Consider the following 19,881-nt stretch of genomic DNA (forward strand, 5'->3'; position numbering starts at 1 on the left):
GCATCTGCTGCCACTGCGCGTCGCCGAGCCGGGTGCCGAACGCGGCCGCGTACTCGGCGCCGATATCGGCGAGCGACCGGCTGCCGTCCAGCCGGGCGATGATGAAGTGCTCCTTGGCACCGACCTCCAGCCGGGCTCCGGTGTCCTGGTTCTTCAGCAGGTGGACGGCGGCCGGGCCGCGGGTCAGTGCCGGGCCGACCAGGACGCCGGGGCGCAGCGACGGCCGCAGCTCCAGCAGTCCCGCGGCGGTCACGGCGCCACCGACGGCTGGGGCTCGCGCAGCGCGCGGGCCAGCACGTAGGACAGGTACGCCTCGTCGCGTACGGTCACCGACAGCCGGTTGTTGGTCATGTGCATATAGGGCGAGAGCAGCATCGGCAGCGCCTGGCCGGGGTCGGTGACCGGCAGGTCGCGGGAGCCGTCCCAGGAGCGGAAGACAAGGTCGCCGCGGCGGGCCGCGGCGCCGACCCGGTCGCGCAGCTCCATGCAGTGCTCCGCCCAGCCGCGCAGGAAGCCCGGCAGCCGCTCGGGCGCGGGCTCGGCGACCACCTGGCGGATCTCCTGGAAGCGGCGCGGCAGGGCCGCGTCCATGCTGCGGTACGCGCGGTCGTAGCCGTCCTGGGCGGTGAGGTTGGTGCCGGCGAAGGCGGAGTTCCAGAAGTCGTGGTACCGGTCCAGGAACTCCAGCAGCGCGGTGCGGTCCGGCAGCAGGCAGCCCGACATGGTCATCATCAGCTGCGCCGACGTGCCGAGCAGCACCGACCGCAGGTGCAGGTTCTTGGCGCCGACCGCCTCCACCACCAGCTCGCTCGACTGCTGGAAGTGCCACTCGGCCAGTTCGATCCCGGCCGGGCCGCCGTACTTGCCGTACTCCGGCTCGTAGGGCTCGGCGCTGAAGGAGTTGTTGGGGCGCAGCCGCATCCGGCCGTCCTCGTCCACCAGCTTGGACCGCTCCTCGCCGGGGAACTCCAGCTCGAACAGCGTGTTGTAGAGGTCGGCGAGGAAGCCGCCCTTCACCTCGTACAGCGCGGGGCGGCGGCGCAGGAAGTCGTCAACCGCGGCGGCGGCCCGGGCGCCGACCACCGGCCCGGCGGCGGCCGACGAGGGGCGCAGCCGGAGCCGGATGTGCGGCCCCTCCAGCCAGTAGTTAATGAAGAACCAGCCGCTCAGCAGCCCGTCCCGGGTGAGTTCGGTGACCAGCGGGCGGGCGCACAGGAGCAGGAACGGGCGGGTGCTCGCGGCGTAGAAGACGTGCAGCGCCTGCCAGTCGCCGGGGCGCTGCGCGGTCGCGGCCACTGGTGGCGGGTCTGCCGGGTTCGCGGTCATGCGGGGGTGTCCTGCCTTCCTGGCCGGTCCGTCGGGTCCGCCGGTGCGGCGGCCCGGGGCACGATCTCCACGGCCAGTTCGGCGACGTGGCGGCCGCGCGGCGAGCGGACGTGCAGCTCGTCCTGCGCGGGGAGCATCTCCTCGAAGGCGGCGCCGGTCCGGCCGCCGCCGGTCAGCGCGTCGAGGGCGATCAGGGACAGCGGGGCGGCGAAGTCCACGTAGACCGGCTTCGATCCGCCGCCGAAGACCGCACCGGCGCCGCCCTCCGGGCCGTCCTCCCGCACGGTGGCGAACACCCGCTCCGGCAGGCCGTGTTGCTGCCGCCAGCGCTGCCAGGAGAGGAAGAACGCCGCGTCGTCGTCGCCGGGTCCGCGGACCGGGAGGGCGCCGGGGGCGGCGGTCCAGCGCCGCCGGTGCAGTACGAGGCTGCGGTAGCGGACCCGCGGCCGGACCGTCACTCCGGCGGTCGCCGGGCCCTCCGGCACTCCGCGCCAGACGTCGGGACGGGCCCGGGAGGTCGGCGAGAACAGCAGCAGGGTGCGCGGCACTTCGGGCAGCACCATCGGGACCAGATAGCCGAGGTACAGCGGTACGACCTCGCGGCCGAGCCGGCGGGAGCGCAGCAGCAGCCGGTCGTCGGCCTCGTCGTGCTCGGCGTAGAGGTCGTCCAGGTCGATCCGCCCGGCGGCCGGGGCGGTGCTGGTCTCGCCGGGGCAGACGATCTCGTAGTCGGTGAGCCTGACGTGCAGGTTGAGGTTGGTGGTCGCGGAGCCCGCGGTGATCTCGGCGAAGACCGCGCCCGGGGGCTGCCAGTCGCGCAGCGATTCACGCAACTCGGCGGTCAGGCCGGCGTGTTCCTCCAGGCCGTCGCGATCCGCCTGCCCGCCGTCGAAGAGCTGGGTGAACCGGGTGAAGGGGAAACACAGGCCGCCGTAGGAGTTGTTCAGCACCACCAGCGGGTCGCGCTCGCGGTCGGCGAGCTGGACGAAGTGGCTGTGTGGTGTGAACGACCGCCCGAGCGGCGCGAGTTCGGCGGTGACGGCCTCGACGGTGGCCTCGTCCAGGCGCAGTTCGTCCGCGCCCTGCGGGTGCTCGGCCCAGGTCTCCCGCATCCGCCGGGTGAACTCCGCGCGGGCCCGGTCCAGGGCGGTCACCTCGGGCATGCCGAGCCAGTTCTCCTCCGGCGCGTGGCCGCCGTCGGCCGCCCAGGGCGACTTCAGCGAGGTGAACTGGAGGTACTGGGTGAAGATGTCCTCGTGGAAGTCGTGGACGAGGCGCAGCAGGTCCTCGCAGCGCCCGCCGCGGCCGTAGCGGGCGAGGAAGAAGCCCTTCAGGGTGAGCCGCTGGGGCAGCGCCACGTCGAAGGCGGGCAGCATGCCGGTCAGCGCGTGCAGCGGCTCGGCGGCCAGCTCCGTCCAGCGCGCCAGGTCCGCCGTCACCGGCTCCTCGCGGACGTCCTCGTAGAGGAGCGTCTGCGGCAGGGTCGCCTGCTCGTCGCCCAACGCGGCCTGTAGCGCGCGCAGTTCGCGGCGCAGGGCGCCGAGCAGCCGGCGCCGTCCGGCCGCGTCGGCCCCGGCGTAGCGCTCGACGCACTCGGCGGGGGCGTCCAGCCGGGCGGCGGTCTCCTCGGCCCAGCGGCGGTCGAGCGCGCGCAGCGACGACTGGAAGGAGCGCAGCGGGTCGGGGGCGTGCACATCGGTGTCGAGGCCGGTGATCTGCAGGATGCCGAGGTCGAGCAGGGTGGCGGCGTAGCGGGCCGCCTCGTCCGGCGGGGACTCGGTGGAGTGCGCGAGCCACACCTCGAGTTCGGCGTAGCGGAGCGCGGGGCGGTCCCTGAACAGCCCGATCATCCGGTCGAGTACGCCGCTGCGGCGCAGGAAGAACAGCCGGTCGTGGGCGGCGTCGAAGCTCACCGCGGCGCTGTCGTCCCCCGCGGTCACCGAGCGGCGCACGTACCTGACCCGGTCGTCGTCGACCTCCCAGCCGGCCGAGAGCACCACCGGCAGGTCGCCGCGGCGGGCGGTGTCGGCGGCGATCAGCTCGGCGAGCCTGGCCAGCACCACGACGTTCAGCCGGGGGTGGCTGGTCCATCGGCCGCCGGTGCGCACCTCGGCGGCGCCGTCGGCGAACCGGCCCTCTGCCACCGCGGTGAACGTGCTGAAGGGGCTGGTCTTGCAGGCCGTGCGGTGGACGTAGCCGAGCAGCGAGCGCTCCTTCTTCCTGGCCCGCTTGTCCGGTACGGCCGAGCGGTCGGCGATGAAGGCGTCCAACTGGCCGTCCAGAGTGGGCGAGGCGAGCGGCAGGCCGAGCCGCAGCCGGTCCTCGGCGGCCAGTTGGCGCAGGTGCGCGCGGGCGCGGATCAGGCCGTCGGCCAGCAGGCCGGCTCCTTCGCCGTGCAGGTCGGCCAGTTCGAGCCGGGCGGCCAGCCACTCGGCCAGCAGCCGGCCGGCGCTCCCGCCGACCGCTGCCGCCAACTCCCCAGCGGCGACCGGGTCGTTCGGCAGCCGGTTGTTGAAGACCTGGCGGCGCAGGGCGAGGACCCGGCGCCGGTATCCGTCATCCTCGGTGGCCTTGACCAACTCGGTGAGCGGATCGGTCAGTTCGGCGCCGAGTCCGGCGATCCGCCGCTCGGCGTCGAGCACCCGGTGCGACCACTGCCAGCTGTCGGGGTCGCGCAGGCCGTGCACCGACTCGACCGGAAGTCCGGCGACCCGCAGCACGAAGCGGCGGTGCAGCAGCCAGGACCGGCGGTCGGCGGCGGTCTCCGGCACGGCGGCGGTCATGCGGCTCCCCTCGGTGCGGCCTGCTCTGTGCGGCGGGCGGTGGCGGCGGCCCCGGCGGGTACCGGCTCGGCGGGTACCGGCTCGGCGGGTACCGGCTCCGCGGGCGCGGGGGTGGGCGTGGGCTGGGCGGGCGTGGATGTGGTCATCGGCTCAGGCGATCTCGTACCGGAAGTCGGCCGGGCGCGGCCGTTCGTCGCCGATCATCATGATCAGCAGCGGGATCTCCCCGGTCTCGTCGAGCGCCAGTTCCTCGGTGAACGAGATGGCGTCGAAGCCGAGGGCGACTCCGCAGGACAGGCCGGCCGCCGCCGCGGCCGTGTAGACGGCCTGCGACATCCCGCCCACCACGGCGTTCACCAGCCGGTAGCCGCGGTCGCCGACGGCGTCGAGTACCTGCGGGGTGCGGGCGGCCGGCACGATGACGGCCGCGGCCTGCTCCAGGTTGTAGTTGGCCAGGAAGTAGTTGCGCTGCAGGAAGTCGCCGGGCGGCCCGGTCCGCAGGCCGGTCAGCGAGCCGCCGGCCGGGTCGTAGCGGTAGACGCCCTGCGGGACGTCCGCGACGTGGTTGACGAAGACGTACAGCCTGGTCAGCGGCTCGGCGTCCGGGCTCTCCACGTCGCTGTCCAGGGTGCCGGCGGTCTCCGCGGCGGCCAGCACGGTGGACAGCGCGGCGGCCGGCAGCGGCCGGGACGCCTGGAACCTGCCGAAGCTGCTGCGCCGCTCGCGCAGCGCCGTCCGCACCTCGGCGGTCAGCGGCTCGGCGGCGGGCAGCGGGACCGGCTCGCCGCTCGGCTCGGGCGCGGGCGCCGGCGGCAGCGCTTGCAGCGCCTCGGGGGCGGGCCGCCGGGCGGCGTCTTCGAGGGTCGCGGCGTGCATGCGGTCGACCGTGTCGAAGGTGAACACGCGGCGGGAGCGCTCCTGGTCGGCGTGTGTCACTCGCGGCGCCGGGCCGTTCGGAGGGCCGCCGTGGCTTCCGTCGCCCTGCCAGGCCAGCGGGAGCACCGCGAAGACGCCCTCCTCCTGCGGGTCGAGGCCGAGCAGGCCGCCGAGCCGGGGCTCGTCGAACCACAGCGCGGGCGCGAAGCGCAGCCCGCAGGCCCTGGCCCAGATCCGCCAGGTCTGGAGCAGCGCGCCGACGTCCATCGTGACTACGTGGTAGCTGAAGCTGTTGTACTTGAATGCGTTCTGCCAGAAGCGGACGGTCAGCAGCAGGAACTGGTCGTAGCCGCGGGCCGGTTCGCCGACGGCGGCCCGCACCTCACCGGTGACATCGCCTGCCAGCAGCCGGCGCAGCTCGTGGTGCCGGGTGTCGTAGTAGTGCACGCCGGGGGTGAGCGGGCCGCCCGCGCCGCTGACCCAGTGCACGCCCACCGGGTACAGGCCGCCGCCGGACGCGGTGCCCCGGGACCAGTTGGCCTGGGTGTACATCGGCAGCGTGCCGAGGTCGGAGTTGGCCTGCACGGCGAGCCGACGGCCGACCAGGCCGTAGGAGTCGTAGAGCATCCCGGCCAGCAGCGGCAGCGTGAACGACCCGGTGCCGCGCGGCCCGTGCAGGCCGCGCTGCACGGTGGCGCCGGCGGCCGGCTCCGCACCGGCCGGCAGCGGGAACGACTCGGCGGCCGGGAAGTGCTTGCCCTTGCGCGGCCGGTCGGCCCAGTCGGGCACGAAGTCGGCGGGTTCCATGGGATACCTGCCGCGCCGGACGATGGCGGTCGCATACTCATGGGCGAATCCCACGGTCGTTCCTCTCTTGTCTCGCTCGGTTCTTGTCTCGCTCGGTGCGGGCGGGTCGGTACGGGCGGGGCGGCGGGCCGGTCCGGTGTGCTGGGTGCGGGTCCTCCGGTGGCGGCGGCGTCAAGGGAACGGGTGCGGGGCCGGGTTGAGGTCGGCGGCGGTCAACTCGTTCTGCTTCAGGCCCGCCTGGCGCAGCGCCGTACGCGTCCTGGGCATCGTCAGCGCGCGCTGCCTCGTCCAGCCGAAGTCGATGGGCAGCAGTCCCGGCACGATGACGCCGGCCGTGTGGAGGCCCAGCGCCCGCTGCTCGGGCATCGTCTGGTCGACCACGATGACGTCGAACCCCGCGGCGGCCACCGCCTCGACGCACGCGCCGACGTCGTCGCGCAGGTCGTTCCCCGGCGCCACCGCCGCCGGCCCCGCGGCCAGTTCGCCCAACTCCACCGGCGCGCCCCGCTCCGGTGCGGCGGCCAGCAGGAAGTCCGCGTAGCCCGCCATCTCCGGCAGCCCGTAGAGCAGCGGGTGGTCGTGCAGCACCTGGACCCGGCCGAAGTCGGCGGCCATCGCCCGCAGCCTGCGCTCCTCGCGTACGGTCCTGCGCCGCAGGTTGACCGCGTCGGTGGCGATCTCGCACAGGCCCGCGGCGAGCGCGGCCTCCGGGTCGAGTCCGGCGCCCGCGCCGAAGCACAGCCGGCCGAGTCCGCCGTCGATCCGCTCGGCGACGGCGGTGACGACCGGGAACGGGAAGGTGATCCGGGTGTCGAAGAACCGGGCACGGTAGCCGTACATCGCGAGCCGGTCGATCATCGCCCTGGTCTGCGGGCTGCGGCTGCTGCCGGCGTCGATCTCCGGCAGCCGGGCCCTGCCGTACCAGGCGAGCAGGAACGCGTCCCGCTCCACGACCTCCATCAGGCCGAAGTAGACGGCCTCGGCCAGACTCCCGCCGGACGCGCAGCCGTTGGAGCTCTCCTGCACGAATCGGTGCTCCAGGCCACCGGGTGCGTGGTAATACGCGATGATCTCCGGTACCAGGACCGGGCGTTCGTCGCGCAGCGAGTAGCCCCAGACCCAGGGGATCGGCCGGTCGGGAGCGAAGGGCCGGACGGTGGGGTCGGCCCGGTGGAAGTCGTCGGTGTACAGGCCGCAGTCGCGCGGGTCGAGGGCCTGCTCGCCGAGGTCGTCGTAGGCGGCGGTGACCTGGGTGAGCCGGCCGCGCGGGCGCATCCCGGCGAACCGTTCGAGGCCCTCCAGCAGGCCGACCCGCACGCTGGAGCGGAAGCGCGGGGTGTGCCCGCCCCAGAAGCACTCCCGCAGGTAGTCGCCCGAGCGCAGCAGGAACGAGCCCACCGTGGAGGAGGTGGAGGCGGACACCAGGTCGGGCACGACGGACGGGCCGAGCATCCCGGCGGCCGGATTGACGAACGGTTCGAGCGGCACGTCGTAGTCCTCGGCGGGCCGCAGTCGGAAGTCGTCCGGCGCGCGCTTGGGCGAACTCGCCAGCCGCACGAGGGCGTTGGCGGCGGTGTCCGGCGGCCGGTCGCCGCAGCGCGGGCACTCGGCGTCCGGTACGAAGCTGAAGCGAGTGACGGCGAGGGTCTCCAGGTCCACCAGGAAGGCGTACGGGAACCGGTCCGCGGTGGGCGCGGGGCGCTGCCCGGCGAGCAGTGCGGCCAGGGCGTCCGCGACGAACGGCACCGCCCACGGGGCGGTTCCGGCCTCCCGGGTGCCGGCGCCCCGCTCAAGTGCCTCCCGCAGCCCGCGGGTTCGTACGCCCTGCCAGCGGCGGGCCAGGCAGCGGGCGCAGCCCGGGGTGCCGTCGGCGTCGAACGGGCCGGCCAGCGCGTGCTGCCCGTAGAGGTGTACGGCGGTGACCCCGGCGGCCGGTCCGTCAGTGGCGCGCAGTTCGTCGCGCAGGCCGAGTGCGGACACCTCGACGCGGGTCCCGGTCCGCTCGCCGTCGCCAAGTGCCGCCAGGGAGACGGCGATCAGCTCGCCGAGGTCGGCCGCGGCGGTGTTCGGGCCCTCCTCGGAGATGGCGGGCCGCGGGCGCAGGTCAGTGGTCATGTGGCGCCCCGCCGGACAGCAGCAGTATCCGGGTGGCGTACAGCCGGCCGGCCGCCAGGTCGGGGGCGTGCACCGGGGCCGCCAGGACGTCGGTTCCGTCCGCGCGCAGCCGGTCGGCGAGGCCGCTCCAGGTGGTGGCGGCGTCCAGCTCGGCCCGGCTGTTCCCGGAGCCCCGGATCGCGGTCGGCGCGAGGTCCCGGATCAGCGGGTCCCCGGTGTCGATCACGGCCGGTGCCTGGGGTTCGTGGGCGAGTTGGACGGCGCCGAGCAGGTCGCGCACGGCGTCGCGGACCGCCTCGCGCAGGGTCAGCCCGGCGGCGGCCGTCCAGCGCGCGTCGCCGGCCCGGGCCAAGGCGACGGGCACCGGGCGCTGTTCGGTGCTGCCCAGCTCCAGTACGCCGAGTTCCACACCGAGGTTGGCGGCCGACCGCACCAGGAAGGTCAGTTCGGCGTCGCCGGCCTCCTCCAGCGCGGTGAGCCCGATCCGGGCGGCGCCGACCTCACCGGACAGCGACCGGCGCAGCGTGTGGTGGCACAGAGCGGAGAGCAGCCCGCGGGCCGCCGCCTGCCGCGGCGAGCCGCCCGCACCGGTGCCGGCGGCCGTGGGCTCGGCGAGCCGGCCGTGGTTGTGGGCGCCGAAAGGGCGCAGCGCGGCGGCGGGCACGAGGACGGTCTCCCCGCTGAGCAGCGAGGTGGCGGCGCACCAGGCGGGCCCGGGGTCGGCGCCGAGGCCGGAGCTGACGGCGAGCCGTCCGGTCTCGGCGGAGGCCCACTTGCGCCGGGCCGCCTCCAGTGCGCCGCCGGTCAGCGGCTCGGGCAGCGGCACGACGTGCTCCGCGTAGACCTCGGCGGCACGGTAGAGCGCCCGCAGCCGCGCACCGGCGACATGATGAACGTCGAAGGCGCTCACCTCACGCTGGACGCCGTGCCCGGTGCTCAGCGCGACGGTACTGACCTTGAGCGGAGTCTGCGCCCAGGTGTCATCGGCGAACCGCTGGAACACCCCGGCGGCCGGCTGGACGAGCACGTCCCGATCGGCGATCTCCGCGAGCGCCGCTTGCGCGGCATCCTCCTCGGCCCCCGCCTCGTCGGGCACGGCGCCCGACTCGTCGGCGAGGGAGTCGACCCGCAGATCCCCGGTGGGATCCACTCCGGCGGCAACGGGATCTCCGTCCCCGGAGCCCGTCCCGGGCGCCGAGACCCGCCCGCCTGCCGAACCGTCCGCGCCAAGGACTTCCGAGGCCGACGCCGCTCCCCCGGCCACAGCCGCGGCCCGGATGCCTCCGCCCGCCTCGGACCCGCCGAAACCAGGCTCGGTCGGTGAAGAGACCAGCCGCAGATCCCCAGCCGGACCCGACCCCGCCGGAACACCGGCGGCCGGCTCCCCCCGCGAGACGGACACCGCCCGGCCACTCCCCGCCGCAACGCCCTCGGCCGGCGTCGCGGACCCCGCAGGCGCAGCCGCCGCTCCTCCGGCCGCCTCCGGGTCGGCGAGATCCGCCCCCGCCCCGAGGGGCGCCGACCGGGCGCCGTCCAACGTCGCAGGACGCGTCCGGACCGCCGTCGCCTCCCCCGACGCGCCGCACGCCGGGCACCTCGGGTGCGGCAGGAGCGGCTCCGCCACCGTGTCCAGGGAGTCAAGGTTCTGGACGATCAAGCGGCCGTCGGTCTCCGCCCGGAGCGCTCCAGTCGTCAGGCGGAAGACCTCGTAGCCGAGCAGGTTGCCGATCATCGCCGCAAGCGGGGCACTGACCGCTCGGGACGGGCCGGCGGGGGTCGGGGCCGCGGGGGCCAGGGAGCTCCACAGGTCGGCGGCGTCCGAGGGGTCGCCGTTCGCGCCCAGGCGCAGGGCCGCGCAGGTCCAGCAGCCGGGGGCGCCTGCGCTCGTCAGGGGGCCGATGACCATGGAGCCGCCGAACCGCCAGGCGGGCAGCAGCCGGACGGCGGCCGGGAGCCCGGCGGCCAGCAGCAGCGCGGTCTGCCGGGGCGCCTGCTCGCCGGTGGCCAGGACGACGTCGAAGCCGTCCAGGTCGGCGCGGGTGAACTCGCCGGGCCCGGCGGGTGATTCGAGGACGTCCAGCGCGGCCGGGCAGTCGTCGGCCCGCAACCGGGCTGCCTCGTCCCGCACTTCGGCGAAGGCGTTGGCGGGCGTGTCGATGCCGGCCGGTACCGCGACGGCCGCGCAGCCGTTGCGCAGCAGGCTGAGCGCCGCCCACCGGGCGACCGGATCGTCGCCGAGTATCGCGACCCGGGTCTGCCGGAACCGCAGGAAGCGCCCCGCCGGGTCGTCCGCGTAGTGGTCCACGTAGTCGATCTGCGCGGCGAAGCGGCGCGCTACAGCGGGCTCCGGCTGCGCCGCGCCGGGCGCCGGCGGCACCGCGTCGCGGGCGAAACCACGCGCGTAGAGTGTGCCGATCAGTCGGACCACCAGATCGCGCTGCTTGTCCCCCAGACCCCGGCAGAGCGCCTCGACGGTGTTGTCGCCGGTGAGGTGCGGCACGATCAGCGTGGCGAACCGGTAGGCGGACGGCATCACGACGCTGAACCCGCCGCGCGCGTTGTGGAAGTGCGCCCCGGTGGGGGTCTGGGTGTAGAGCACGTCCCGGCGGACCCGCGGCCGGGTCCCGGCGATCTCCTCGTACGCCTCGTTCGGTGACACCATGTCAGTCACGCCTCCGTCTGGTGCAGTTCCACGGCGCCGGGCCGCTGGCTGATGAGGGGGCCGTGCCCGGCGGCCGGGCCGTGCGTGCCGACGCCGCCGTCCGCCGCCGCGCGGGTGAACACCCGCAGCAGTTCGTGCATCCGGTACAGCCCGCGCGGTTCCCGCTCCAGCAGGCCCGCGCCGACCAGGCTGTCCAGCACGCGTTCGCCGCTGACCGGGCCTGCGCCGGGTACGGGGCCGGGCTCGGCGGCGGCGCCGCCGCTGTTCGCCGCGACGCGCACCGAAGCCTCCGCCGGGACATCGGGCTCGCCGCGCAGGATGGCCAGTTCGAGGCGTTGCAGCGCGGGACCCGGATCGACGCCTAGGTGCCGCGCCAGGTGCGCCTTGACCCTGCGGTACTCGGCGAGCGCCTCGGCCCGCCGACCGGCCCGGTTCAGCGCCTCCACCAGCTGCTCGGCGAACCGCTCGTGCAGCGGGTGGGCGCGTGCGGTGGGCCAGATCTCGGCGACCGCCTCCCGGTGCCGGCCGCGGGCGAGTTCGAGGTCGAAGACCCGCTCGATCGCGCGCAGCCACTCCTCGTGCAGCCGCGGCACCTCGTCGCGGTGCAGCAGGTCGGAGGGCACGTTGCCGAGCAGCGGCGGACGCCACAGTGCGAGCGCCGCGCGCAGCAGCCGCAGTTCGCTCTCCGGGTCCCGATGCGAATATGCCTCGGCGAGCAGTTCACGGAACTGTACGAGGTCGAGAGTGCCGGCATCCGCGGTGAGCCGATAGCCGCCGGGAACAGCCTCGATGGCGTTCCCGGCGATACCGTATTTGGTGAACAGCCGGCGCAGCCTGAGTACGCAGCTATGCAATGCCGACTTGGCCTGAGCAGGCGTCTCCTCGCCCCAGATAACCCGCTGGAGAAAGTCGGCGGAGACCACCGAATTAGCGTGGAGAAGTAATGCGGCGAGCAGCGCGGCCGGGCGCGACGGCTGAAGTGCGACCGAATCGCGGCCGTCGGTCACCGTCAGCATGCCGAGCACGCGAAAGCGCGTCACCTCGCCGTGGGGTGCCGCTCGTGCGCGTTCGCCAGCGGATAAGCCCGTTCCGTTCGTGCGCGCGTCAAGCCGGCCCACACCACTCCACCATCCCCGTAGCCCCGTGTGGCGCCGGTTCCCGGCGGGAGTGCACCGGTTGGCAAAGACCACGTGGTCCCGCCAATTGACGCCACCGAGGACGGTACGGCAGCCGCTTTACCTTGTCTAGAGGAAATGAACATGACGCCACTGAACTGCCGTGCTATCCGGTGGAGACATGCCCCCAAAGGCGACTCGGCTTGCGGAATCAGGACACACCGGACGAGTGCGTTCCGTTCGGAGACCGACAATCGGACATTTCGCGCACGTATTGCAGCGGCATGAATAGAAGATTTCCGGAGGACGGCTGGTGGCGGCCTTTTTGGGGCACTCTATTCCACAACTCGGACCGGCCCCCGCTCACCGCCCGCCGGGCAGCAGCTCGGCGGACGCGTGGAGCAGGGCGGACAGCCGCGCGTTCTCATCAGGGGTATAGGGGCGGAAGGGCGCGGCGGGTACGGCGGCGGGGCCGTCGAGCAGGCCGAGCAGCGCAAGCGCCGCCTTGGTCGCGGCGACGCCCGGCCGGATCGTGTGCAGCGCCGCCAGCCGGTCGAGCGCCGACTGCCGGTCGCGGGCGGCCGGCTCGTCACCGTCCTGGACGGCCGTCAGCAGCGACACGCAAGGCCCCGGGGCGAGGTTGGCCAGGCCCGGGGTGATGCCCACGGCTCCGGCCAGCAGCCCGTCGACCATCGCGGACTCGGCGCCCTGGCTGACGGCGAACCCCGGCCTGTCGGCGGCGTGCGCGACGAAGCCGGCCAGCACGGCCGGGTCTCCCCCGCTGTCCTTGACCCCGGCGCAGTGCTCCAACGCCGCGAGGTGCCCGACGAGTTGCGGGCCGAGCGGATTGCCGGTGTAGCGGGGGATGTTGTAGGCGATCCACCGGCCGCCGAGCGCGTCCACCCGGCCGTAGTGGTCGAGCAGTTCCTCGTCGGTGTGCCGGAAGTAGTAGGGCGCGTTCACCACCAGCGCGTCGGCGCCCGCGTCCAGCGCCGCTCGCGCGCGGGCCAGGGTCTGCCGGGTGGCCGGCCCCGACACCGCCACCAGCACCTTCCCCGAGGGGCCGGCCAGCCGCGCCCACCGCTCCCGTACCGCGGCCACGTACGGGCCGACCTCCGCGGTCTCCACCGCGACGCCCTCCCCGTTGCTGCCGAGCAGCATCAGCGAGCTGATCCCGCCCTCCGCGACATGCCCGAGCAGCCGGGCCACCCCTTCCGGGTCGGGCCGCCCCTCGCGGTCGAACGCGGTCACCAGCGGCACGGTGACGGTGGCGAGCAGATGGGTCACGGTTCTCCTCAGGTCGGGGTGGGACGGCGGGGGACGCGGTGCGCGGTCAGGCCGGGGCGCCGAGGTCGAGTTCCAGGGCGGCGCCGAGCAGTTCGCGGGTGTAGGGCTCGGCGGGCGCGGTGAACACGGCCTCCGCGGGCCCGCGTTCGACGACCTCGCCGGCCCGCATGACGACGACGTGGTCGGCGATCTGCCGGACCACCCCGAGGTCGTGGGTGATGAACAGCAGCGACAGGCCCAGGCTGTCGCGCAGTTCGAGCAGCAGCGTGATGATCTGGGTCTGCACCGACACGTCGAGCGCGGAGACCGCCTCGTCGCAGACCAGCAGGTCGGGTCCGGCCGCCAGGGCGCGGGCGATGCTGACCCGCTGCGCCTGCCCGCCGGACATCTCGTCGGCCCGCTTGGCGGCCAGCGACGGGTCGAGGCCGACCCGGCCGAGCAGCCGCCGTACGCCCTCGGCGCGGCCCTCGGGCGGCACCGCCTCCGGGTGCGTCTGCCAGACCTCGTACAGGATGCGCTCGACCGACATACGGGGGTTGAGCGAGGACTTGGGGTCCTGGAAGACCATCTGGATCGCGCGCCGCTGCGGGTGGCTGCGGTGCACGGCGAGCGGCTCGCCGCGGAAGGCGATCCCGCCGTGGTCGGGGGCGAGCAGCCCGACGACCATCCTGGCCAGCGTGGACTTCCCCGAGCCCGACTCCCCCACCACGGCGACGATCTCGCCGGTCCGCACCTCAAGGCTCGCGTCTAGGACGGCCGGCGCGGTGGGGCGCCGCCGCCGGCCGCGGGCGCGGTAGGTGTGGGTCAGGCCGTCCAGCGCGAGGAGCGGTTCGGTGCCGGCACCGGACGCCGGGGCCGCGCCCGTCTCCTCCCCCTTGCCCAGGTCAGGCATCGGGCACCTCCTCGGCGTAGTGGCAGGCGCTGCGGCGCCCGCCGGGCAGTTCGCGCAGCCGCGGGACCTCGGTGCGGCAGCGGTCGCGGGCCATCGGGCAGCGCGGGTGGAACGGGCAGCCGGCCGGCCGGGCCGCCGGGTCCGGCGGGGTGCCGGTCAGCGGCGTCGGCAGCACGGCCCGGCTGCGGGCGCTGGGGATGTTGCGCACCAGCGCCAGGGTGTAGGGGTGGCGGGGCCGGGCCAGGACGGCCGCCGCGGGTCCGCTCTCGGCGGCCCGTCCGGCGTACATCACGACCAGGTCGTGGGCGACATGGGACATCACCCGCAGGTCGTGGCTGACCAGCAGCATGCTCAAGCGCTCCTCCCGCTGGAGGCGGGCCAGCAGCGCGAGCACCCGGGCCTGCACGGTGACGTCGAGGGCGGTGGTCGGCTCGTCGGCGAGCAGCAGATCGGGGCTGCCGGCCAGGGCGAGGGCGATCAGCACCCGCTGCCGCTGGCCGCCGGAGAGCTGGTGCGGGTAGTCCGCGGCCCGCCGGGCCGCCTGCGGGATCTCCACCCGCTCCATGAGTTCGACGGCGGCACCGGCCGCGTCGTGCTTGGAGGCGCCCTTGCGGACCCGGAGGATCTCGCCGACCTGCCGGCCGACCGGGATCCGCGGGTTGAGGGCGGTCAGCGAGTCCTGGAAGACCATGGCCATGGACGTGCCGCGCACCGAGCGGCGCAGCCGGGGGTCGGCGGTCCGCAGGTCGGTGCCGCGGGTCTCGGGCATGTCGAGTTCGATCCGGCCGGCGGTGGCGGCGAGTCCCGGCGGCAGCAGTCCGATCAGCGCCAGCGACGTGACGGACTTGCCGCTGCCGGACTCGCCGACGAGGCCGAGGGTGGTGCCGCGGCGGACGGCGAGGTCGATGCCGTCCACGATCCGCACGCCGGCCGGCGTCTCGACCTCCAGGCCGTGCACGTCGAGCAGGTGGCCGGTGCGGTCGGCGGCCTCCTTGCGGAGCGGAGCTGCGGTCGGAGGGGTCACGACACCTTCACTCCCGCGAACGACGGCTGGTAGTTGGTGGAGGTGGCGAAGCCGGAGACGTTGTCCCGCCAGGTGTAGGAGATGCGGACGTCCATCGGGTACATGCCGACCGCCTGGTCCCAGATGGTCTTCTGCGCCTGGGCGTAGAGCTGGTCGCGGGTGGTCTGGTCGCCGGTGGCGGCGGCCTGTGCGAGCTGCTGGTCCAGGGTGTGTTTGCAGTAGCCGGTGCGGGCGGCCTTGCAGGTGTAGAGCCGGCCGAGTACGTAGTCGGCGTCGCCGGTGGCGTCCGACAGCGACTGGAGGTTGATGTCCCACTTCATGGCGAGCAGGTCGGACAGGTAGGTGGCTTTCTCCTTCTCGGTGGGCACCACCTTCACCCCGATCTTGGCGAAGTCGGAGGCGACGGCCTGCGCGAAGGGCGTGAACTCGTCCCCGCTGTAGGCGAGTTGGTAGGACTTGCCGAAGTCGAAGCCGGCCGAGGTGAGGGCGGCCTTGGCGGCGGCCGGGTCGTAGGCGTAGGGCGCCTGCGCGGCGAAGCCGGTGATGGTGGTGGAGATCGGCGCCTTGGCGGCCGTACCGGTCACCGGGTAGAGGGACTTGATGATCGCGGAGTAGTCCACGGCCTGCCACAGCGCGCGGCGCACCGCGGTCTGCTGGAAGGCGGGGCGCCCGGAGTTGAACCACAGGGTGTACTGGGCGTCGCTGGGCACGGTCTTGGTGGTCAGGCCGTCCTGGCCGTCGAGTTGGGCGATCTGGTCGTCGGGCAGGCCCCAGGTGCCCTGGATCTCACCGGTCTTGAGCGCGGTGACCCGGGCGGAGATGTTGCTGATGTAGGTGATGGTCACCTTCTTCACCGACGGCTTGGTGCCGTAGAACCTCGGGTTGGGCACCAGGGTCAGCTTCTGGCCGGGGGTGAAGGAGCTGACCTCGAACGGGCCGCTGCCGACCGGCTTGTTGAAGAAGCCGGACCTTCCCACCGAGGCGGCCGGCAGCACCGAGAGCGTGCCCAGCTTGCTGAGCAGGGCGCCCTGCGGGTCCTTGGCGGTGAAGGCGACGGTGTTCTTGCCCGGGGTGCTGACGGTGACCCCGGTCCACAGCGCGGCCAGCGGCCCGGCCAGCTTCACCTCGCGGGCGACGCTCTGCTTGACGTCGTCGGAGGTGACCGGGGTGCCGTCGGAGAAGGTCGCGGACGGGCGCAGCTGGAACGTCCAGGTCCGGTCGCCGTCGGTTCTCTTCCAGCTGGTGGCAAGGCCCGGGGTGTAGTTCGTGCCGTCCCGGATGACCAGGGTGCTGAAGATCTGCTTGGCGGCGAGCTGGGTGCCGTTGTCGGCGGCCAGCGTGCCGGACGGGTCGAGGCCGGTGATCTGGTACGGGCCGGCGACGGTGAGCGAGCCGGAGCCGCCGCCGGAGCCCGACCCCGAGGTGGACGTGCCGGACGAGCAGGCGGCGGCGCCGACGGTGACGGCGGCCAGGGCGGCGGCCAGCGCGATGCCGCGGCGGTGGGAGCGGGTGCGGGTACGGGTGGTGTTCACGGCGGATGTCCTCACGACGAGCGGGCGGTACGGGCGGTGCGGGCGGTGCTTCTGGTGACCGGGTCGGTGAGCTGGTCTCCGACGATGCCGATGGCGACGACGAGCACCATCAGCGCGAGACCGGGGATGGTCGAGATCCACCACGCGGTGTTCAGGTAGTCCTGGCCGGCGGCGATGGTCTGCCCCCAGGACACGGTGCTGGACTTGAGGCCGACGCCGAGGAAGCTCAGCCCGGCCTCGCTGACGATGATCAGGGCGAACTCGATGGTGCTGATGGCGATGGCGGGGGCCAGCACGAACGGCAGGATGTGCCGGCCGATGATCCGGCGTCTGGCCACCCCGGTGACGCGGGCGGCGGCGACCCAGTCGCGCTCCCGGATGGACAGGGTGCCGGCCCTGGCGACCCGGGCGAACGGGATCCAGCGGGTGACGGCGAGGGCGAACACCACGTTGGGCAGGCTGTGCCCGAACAGTCCCGCGATGACGATGGCCAGCAGGATCGCCGGGAACGCCAGCTGGATGTCGATGATCCGCATGACGACGGCGTCGACCGGTCCGCGCAGATAACCGCTGACGGTGCCGACGGCCAGCCCCACCAACCCGGCCCCGACGGCCGCGGCCAGGCCGACGATCAGCGACGTACGGGCGCCGGCGATCACCTGCCCGAGGATGTCGCGGCCGACATTGTCGGTGCCGAGCCACGCGGTGCCGCCGTCGGAGGTGTGCGAGCCGGGCGACAGCAGCCGGTCGGTGAGGTGGGTGGTGACCGGGTTGTAGTCCACGATCAGCGGCCCGAAGACGGCGACGAGCACGTAGAAGGCGACGAAGGCGAGCGAGACGTACAGGCCCCAGCGCCGTCCGGGGCGGCGTCCGCGCGGCGGGGCGGCCGGTACGGACTCGGGCAGGAGTTCGGCGGGTGCGGTGGACATCTCAGGCTCCCGTCCGGATACGCGGATCGAGCCGCAGGTAGAGCAGGTCGACGCAGAGGTTGAGGGCGACCACGATCAGCGCGATGAGCAGGGCCGCGGCCTGGACGACGTTGTAGTCGCGGTTGTTGACGGTCTGCACCAGCAGCGAGCCGATGCCGGGCCAGGAGAAGACGTTCTCGACCACCACGTCGCCGCCGATCAGGGCGCCGATCTGCAGGCCGATCACGGTGACCACCGGCAGCAGGGAGTTGCCGAGCACGTGCCCGAACAGCACCCGCCGCTCGCTGATGCCCTTGGCGCGGGCGGTGGTCACATAGGCGTCGGAGCCGGCCGCGGCCACCCCGCTGCGGGTCAGCCTGGCCACGATCGCCACGAACGGCAGCGCCAGGGTCAGCGCGGGCAGGATCAGGTGGTCCAGGCCGCCGGCGCCGGCGCTCGGCAGCAGGTTCCAGGTGCCGCTGAACAGCAGGATGAACATGATGCCGGCCCAGAAGTTCGGCAACGCCTGGAGGCCGAGGGTGCCGGCCGACACCAGCCGGTCGCGGATCGAGCCGGGCCGCCAGCCGGCCGCGGTGCCCAGCGGGATGCCGACGACGATCGCGACGGCGGTGGCGGTCAGCACCAGTTGCAGGGTGGCCCAGGTCCGGTCGAGCACCGCGGTCATGGCGGGCTGGGACAGGGTGGTGGACTGCCCGAAGTCGCCGTGCAGCGCGTCGCCGAGGTAGTGGCCGTACTGCACGATCAGCGAGTCGTTCAGACCCAGCTGGGCGCGCTCGGCGACCAGCTGCGCGTGGCTGGCGTTGGGGCCGACGAGCACCAGCGCGGGGTCGCCGGGCGCCACCCTGACCAGCAGGAACATCACGGTGACCGCGCCCCACAGCACGAGGACGCCCACGGCCAGCCGGCGGAGGATCACCACGGTCATCAGTAACCTCGCACGTCGGGGAAGCGCAGCTCGACGCCGTCCGCGGCCAGTTCGTCCTGGAAGCGGGCGAGTCGCCGCGGATCGGCGGTGACGCCCTGCGGCGGCACCCGGTCGGTCAGGCAGCGGGCGGCCAGCGCGCCGGCGGCCTCGCCGATGTTCCACTCCACGGGGTGCAGCCGGTAGCAGCCGTTGGTGATGTGGGTGGTGCCGATGTTCTTGCCGGCCGGCAGCAGGTTCGCCATCCGCTGCGGCACCAGGGCGCGCAGCGGGATCTGGAACGGGCAGGAGCCGACGTCGATGTAGTTGTCGCCGCCGGTCGAGGGGTGCAGGTCGATCCGGTACATCCCGACGCCGACCGAGTCGGGGTAGGACACCGCCCCGGCCGCGCCGCGCACCGCGAGCGACAGGTCCTGCTCGACGACGGTGTACTCGGCGCGGATCCGCCGGGCCTCGCGTACGTACGGCGCCTTCGCCAGGCCGTCCTCGGTGCCCAGCACGTCGCCGCGCAGCCGCAGGCCCGGCCAGCCGGTGCCGCCGTCGGGGCGCGGCGCCTCGGTCTGCAGCCAGTACAGCATCGACAGGCTCAGCTCGCGGGCACCGCGCAGGTGGCGGGCGGTCTCGGCCGGGTCGTCGCCGATCACCGGGCCCTCGAAGTAGTCGGTCATCGGCCAGTTGACCAGGCTGATGTCGGAGCCGGCGAAGCCGGGCCGGTACAGCCGGCGGGAGAAGATCCGGCGGAAGGACCACAGTTCGCGGTCGCCGGGGTCGCGGCTCTGGTCGGCCAGCACCGGCACGTCGGTGACCGGGGCGTCCGGGACGAACTCGCGGGTGCCCGGCTCCAGGGTGCGCGGGTCGGGGGCGCTGAGGCCGAGCAGCGGGCCGGGCCAGAACGGCGGCCGGTAGGACTGCCAGAAGCCGAACGACTCGGGCTTGTCTATGGTGTGGTCCTCGCCGGCCCGGTACTCCAGCGCGAAGCAGTGCGAGATCGCCTGCATGTTGTCGGGCTGCGCGGCGGCCGGCGCGTGCGGCTCGCCGGTGTCGGCGGCCGACTCGAAGCCGGTGACGTGCTCGGTGCCGGTCAGCGGCAGCAGGTCGCCGAGCTCGGTGGCGTCCAGGACGTAGCCGGCGGTGACGTGGGTGTCGGTGCCGTCGGGGCCGCGCAGCGTCACGCCGAGCACCCGGTCGCCCTCGGTGTCGGCGGCGACGGGGTGGTGGCGCAGCAGCACCGTCAGCCGGCCGTTGGAGCGGTAGGGCGCGAGCATGCTGTCGATCACGGCGACGGCGACCCGGGGCTCGTGGCAGAGCGCGGAGACCCGGCCCTCGCCGGGGTTGAGGTGCCGTACCGAGCGGGCGGCCTCGGTCAGCGGGTAGTGCTCGCGGTAGAACGCCCTGATGCCGTTGCGCAGCTGCCGGTAGGTCGCGGTGCAGCCGAACTGCTCGATCCACTGGTGCTCGTCGGGCGGTACCGCCTGGCTGGTCAGCTGGCCGCCGAGCCAGTCGGTCGGCTCGGTCAGCACGACCTGCCGGCCGCGGCGCAGCGCCGCGAGGGCCGCCGCGACCCCGCCGAGGCCGCCGCCGACCACGAGGATCTCGGTGCGCCGGGGGATG

At 74.1% G+C, this 19,881-nt stretch carries 14 protein-coding genes; all 14 read right to left on the reverse strand.

The features are described from left to right. Positions 1–249: 249 nt before the first annotated feature. Positions 250–1,326, reverse strand: coding sequence for a lantibiotic dehydratase C-terminal domain-containing protein (locus tag ACQPW6_RS01025; RefSeq protein ID WP_433887571.1), 1,077 nt, complete (start codon positions 1,324–1,326; stop codon positions 250–252). Beyond that, positions 1,323–4,109 (reverse strand): lantibiotic dehydratase, encoded by a 2,787-nt coding sequence (locus tag ACQPW6_RS01030; protein ID WP_433887572.1) that lies wholly within the window; start codon positions 4,107–4,109, stop codon positions 1,323–1,325. The genes ACQPW6_RS01025 and ACQPW6_RS01030 overlap by 4 nt, the downstream gene beginning before the upstream one ends. Then, the gene (locus ACQPW6_RS01035) at positions 4,106–4,255 is read right to left on the reverse strand and encodes a hypothetical protein (protein WP_433887573.1); all 150 of its coding nucleotides are present in this window, start codon (positions 4,253–4,255) and stop codon (positions 4,106–4,108) included. The genes ACQPW6_RS01030 and ACQPW6_RS01035 overlap by 4 nt, the downstream gene beginning before the upstream one ends. Positions 4,256–4,259: 4 nt before the next feature. Continuing rightward, positions 4,260–5,846 carry a nitroreductase family protein gene (locus ACQPW6_RS01040; RefSeq protein ID WP_433887574.1) on the reverse strand — a complete coding sequence of 529 codons (1,587 nt, stop codon included), beginning with the start codon at positions 5,844–5,846 and terminating at the stop codon, positions 4,260–4,262. A gap of 117 nt (positions 5,847–5,963) precedes the next feature. Then, the gene (locus tag ACQPW6_RS01045) at positions 5,964–7,907 is read right to left on the reverse strand and encodes a TOMM precursor leader peptide-binding protein (protein WP_433887575.1); all 1,944 of its coding nucleotides are present in this window, start codon (positions 7,905–7,907) and stop codon (positions 5,964–5,966) included. Beyond that, positions 7,897–10,569, reverse strand: coding sequence for a TOMM precursor leader peptide-binding protein (locus ACQPW6_RS01050; protein WP_433887576.1), 2,673 nt, complete (start codon positions 10,567–10,569; stop codon positions 7,897–7,899). The genes ACQPW6_RS01045 and ACQPW6_RS01050 overlap by 11 nt, the downstream gene beginning before the upstream one ends. Before the next feature lie 5 nt (positions 10,570–10,574). Beyond that, positions 10,575–11,609 (reverse strand): AfsR/SARP family transcriptional regulator, encoded by a 1,035-nt coding sequence (locus tag ACQPW6_RS01055; protein ID WP_433887577.1) that lies wholly within the window; start codon positions 11,607–11,609, stop codon positions 10,575–10,577. Between the two features lie 438 nt (positions 11,610–12,047). Beyond that, positions 12,048–12,971 carry a dihydrodipicolinate synthase family protein gene (locus tag ACQPW6_RS01060; RefSeq protein WP_433887578.1) on the reverse strand — a complete coding sequence of 308 codons (924 nt, stop codon included), beginning with the start codon at positions 12,969–12,971 and terminating at the stop codon, positions 12,048–12,050. A 46-nt stretch (positions 12,972–13,017) separates the two neighbouring features. Further along, positions 13,018–13,863, reverse strand: coding sequence for an ABC transporter ATP-binding protein (locus ACQPW6_RS01065; protein WP_433887579.1), 846 nt, complete (start codon positions 13,861–13,863; stop codon positions 13,018–13,020). After that, a complete protein-coding gene (locus tag ACQPW6_RS01070; RefSeq protein ID WP_433887580.1) occupies positions 13,856–14,887 on the reverse strand; it encodes an ABC transporter ATP-binding protein in 1,032 nt (343 codons plus the stop codon). Before ACQPW6_RS01070 ends, ACQPW6_RS01065 begins: the two co-directional genes overlap by 8 nt. After that, entirely contained in the window at positions 14,884–16,419 is a 1,536-nt protein-coding gene (locus tag ACQPW6_RS01075; protein ID WP_433887581.1) for an ABC transporter substrate-binding protein, read from the reverse strand. Before ACQPW6_RS01075 ends, ACQPW6_RS01070 begins: the two co-directional genes overlap by 4 nt. Positions 16,420–16,430: 11 nt before the next feature. Further along, positions 16,431–17,348 carry an ABC transporter permease gene (locus tag ACQPW6_RS01080; protein WP_433887582.1) on the reverse strand — a complete coding sequence of 306 codons (918 nt, stop codon included), beginning with the start codon at positions 17,346–17,348 and terminating at the stop codon, positions 16,431–16,433. A 1-nt stretch (position 17,349) separates the two neighbouring features. After that, complete coding sequence (locus tag ACQPW6_RS01085; protein WP_433887583.1) at positions 17,350–18,273, reverse strand: ABC transporter permease; 924 nt, start codon at positions 18,271–18,273, stop codon at positions 17,350–17,352. Beyond that, positions 18,273–19,880, reverse strand: a complete 1,608-nt coding sequence (locus ACQPW6_RS01090; protein ID WP_433894385.1) for an FAD-dependent oxidoreductase — start codon at positions 19,878–19,880, stop codon at positions 18,273–18,275. Before ACQPW6_RS01090 ends, ACQPW6_RS01085 begins: the two co-directional genes overlap by 1 nt. Position 19,881: the final 1 nt, after the last annotated feature.

Source organism: Streptomyces sp. CA-111067 (assembly GCF_050956065.1).
Classification (GTDB): Bacteria; Actinomycetota; Actinomycetes; order Streptomycetales; family Streptomycetaceae; genus Actinacidiphila.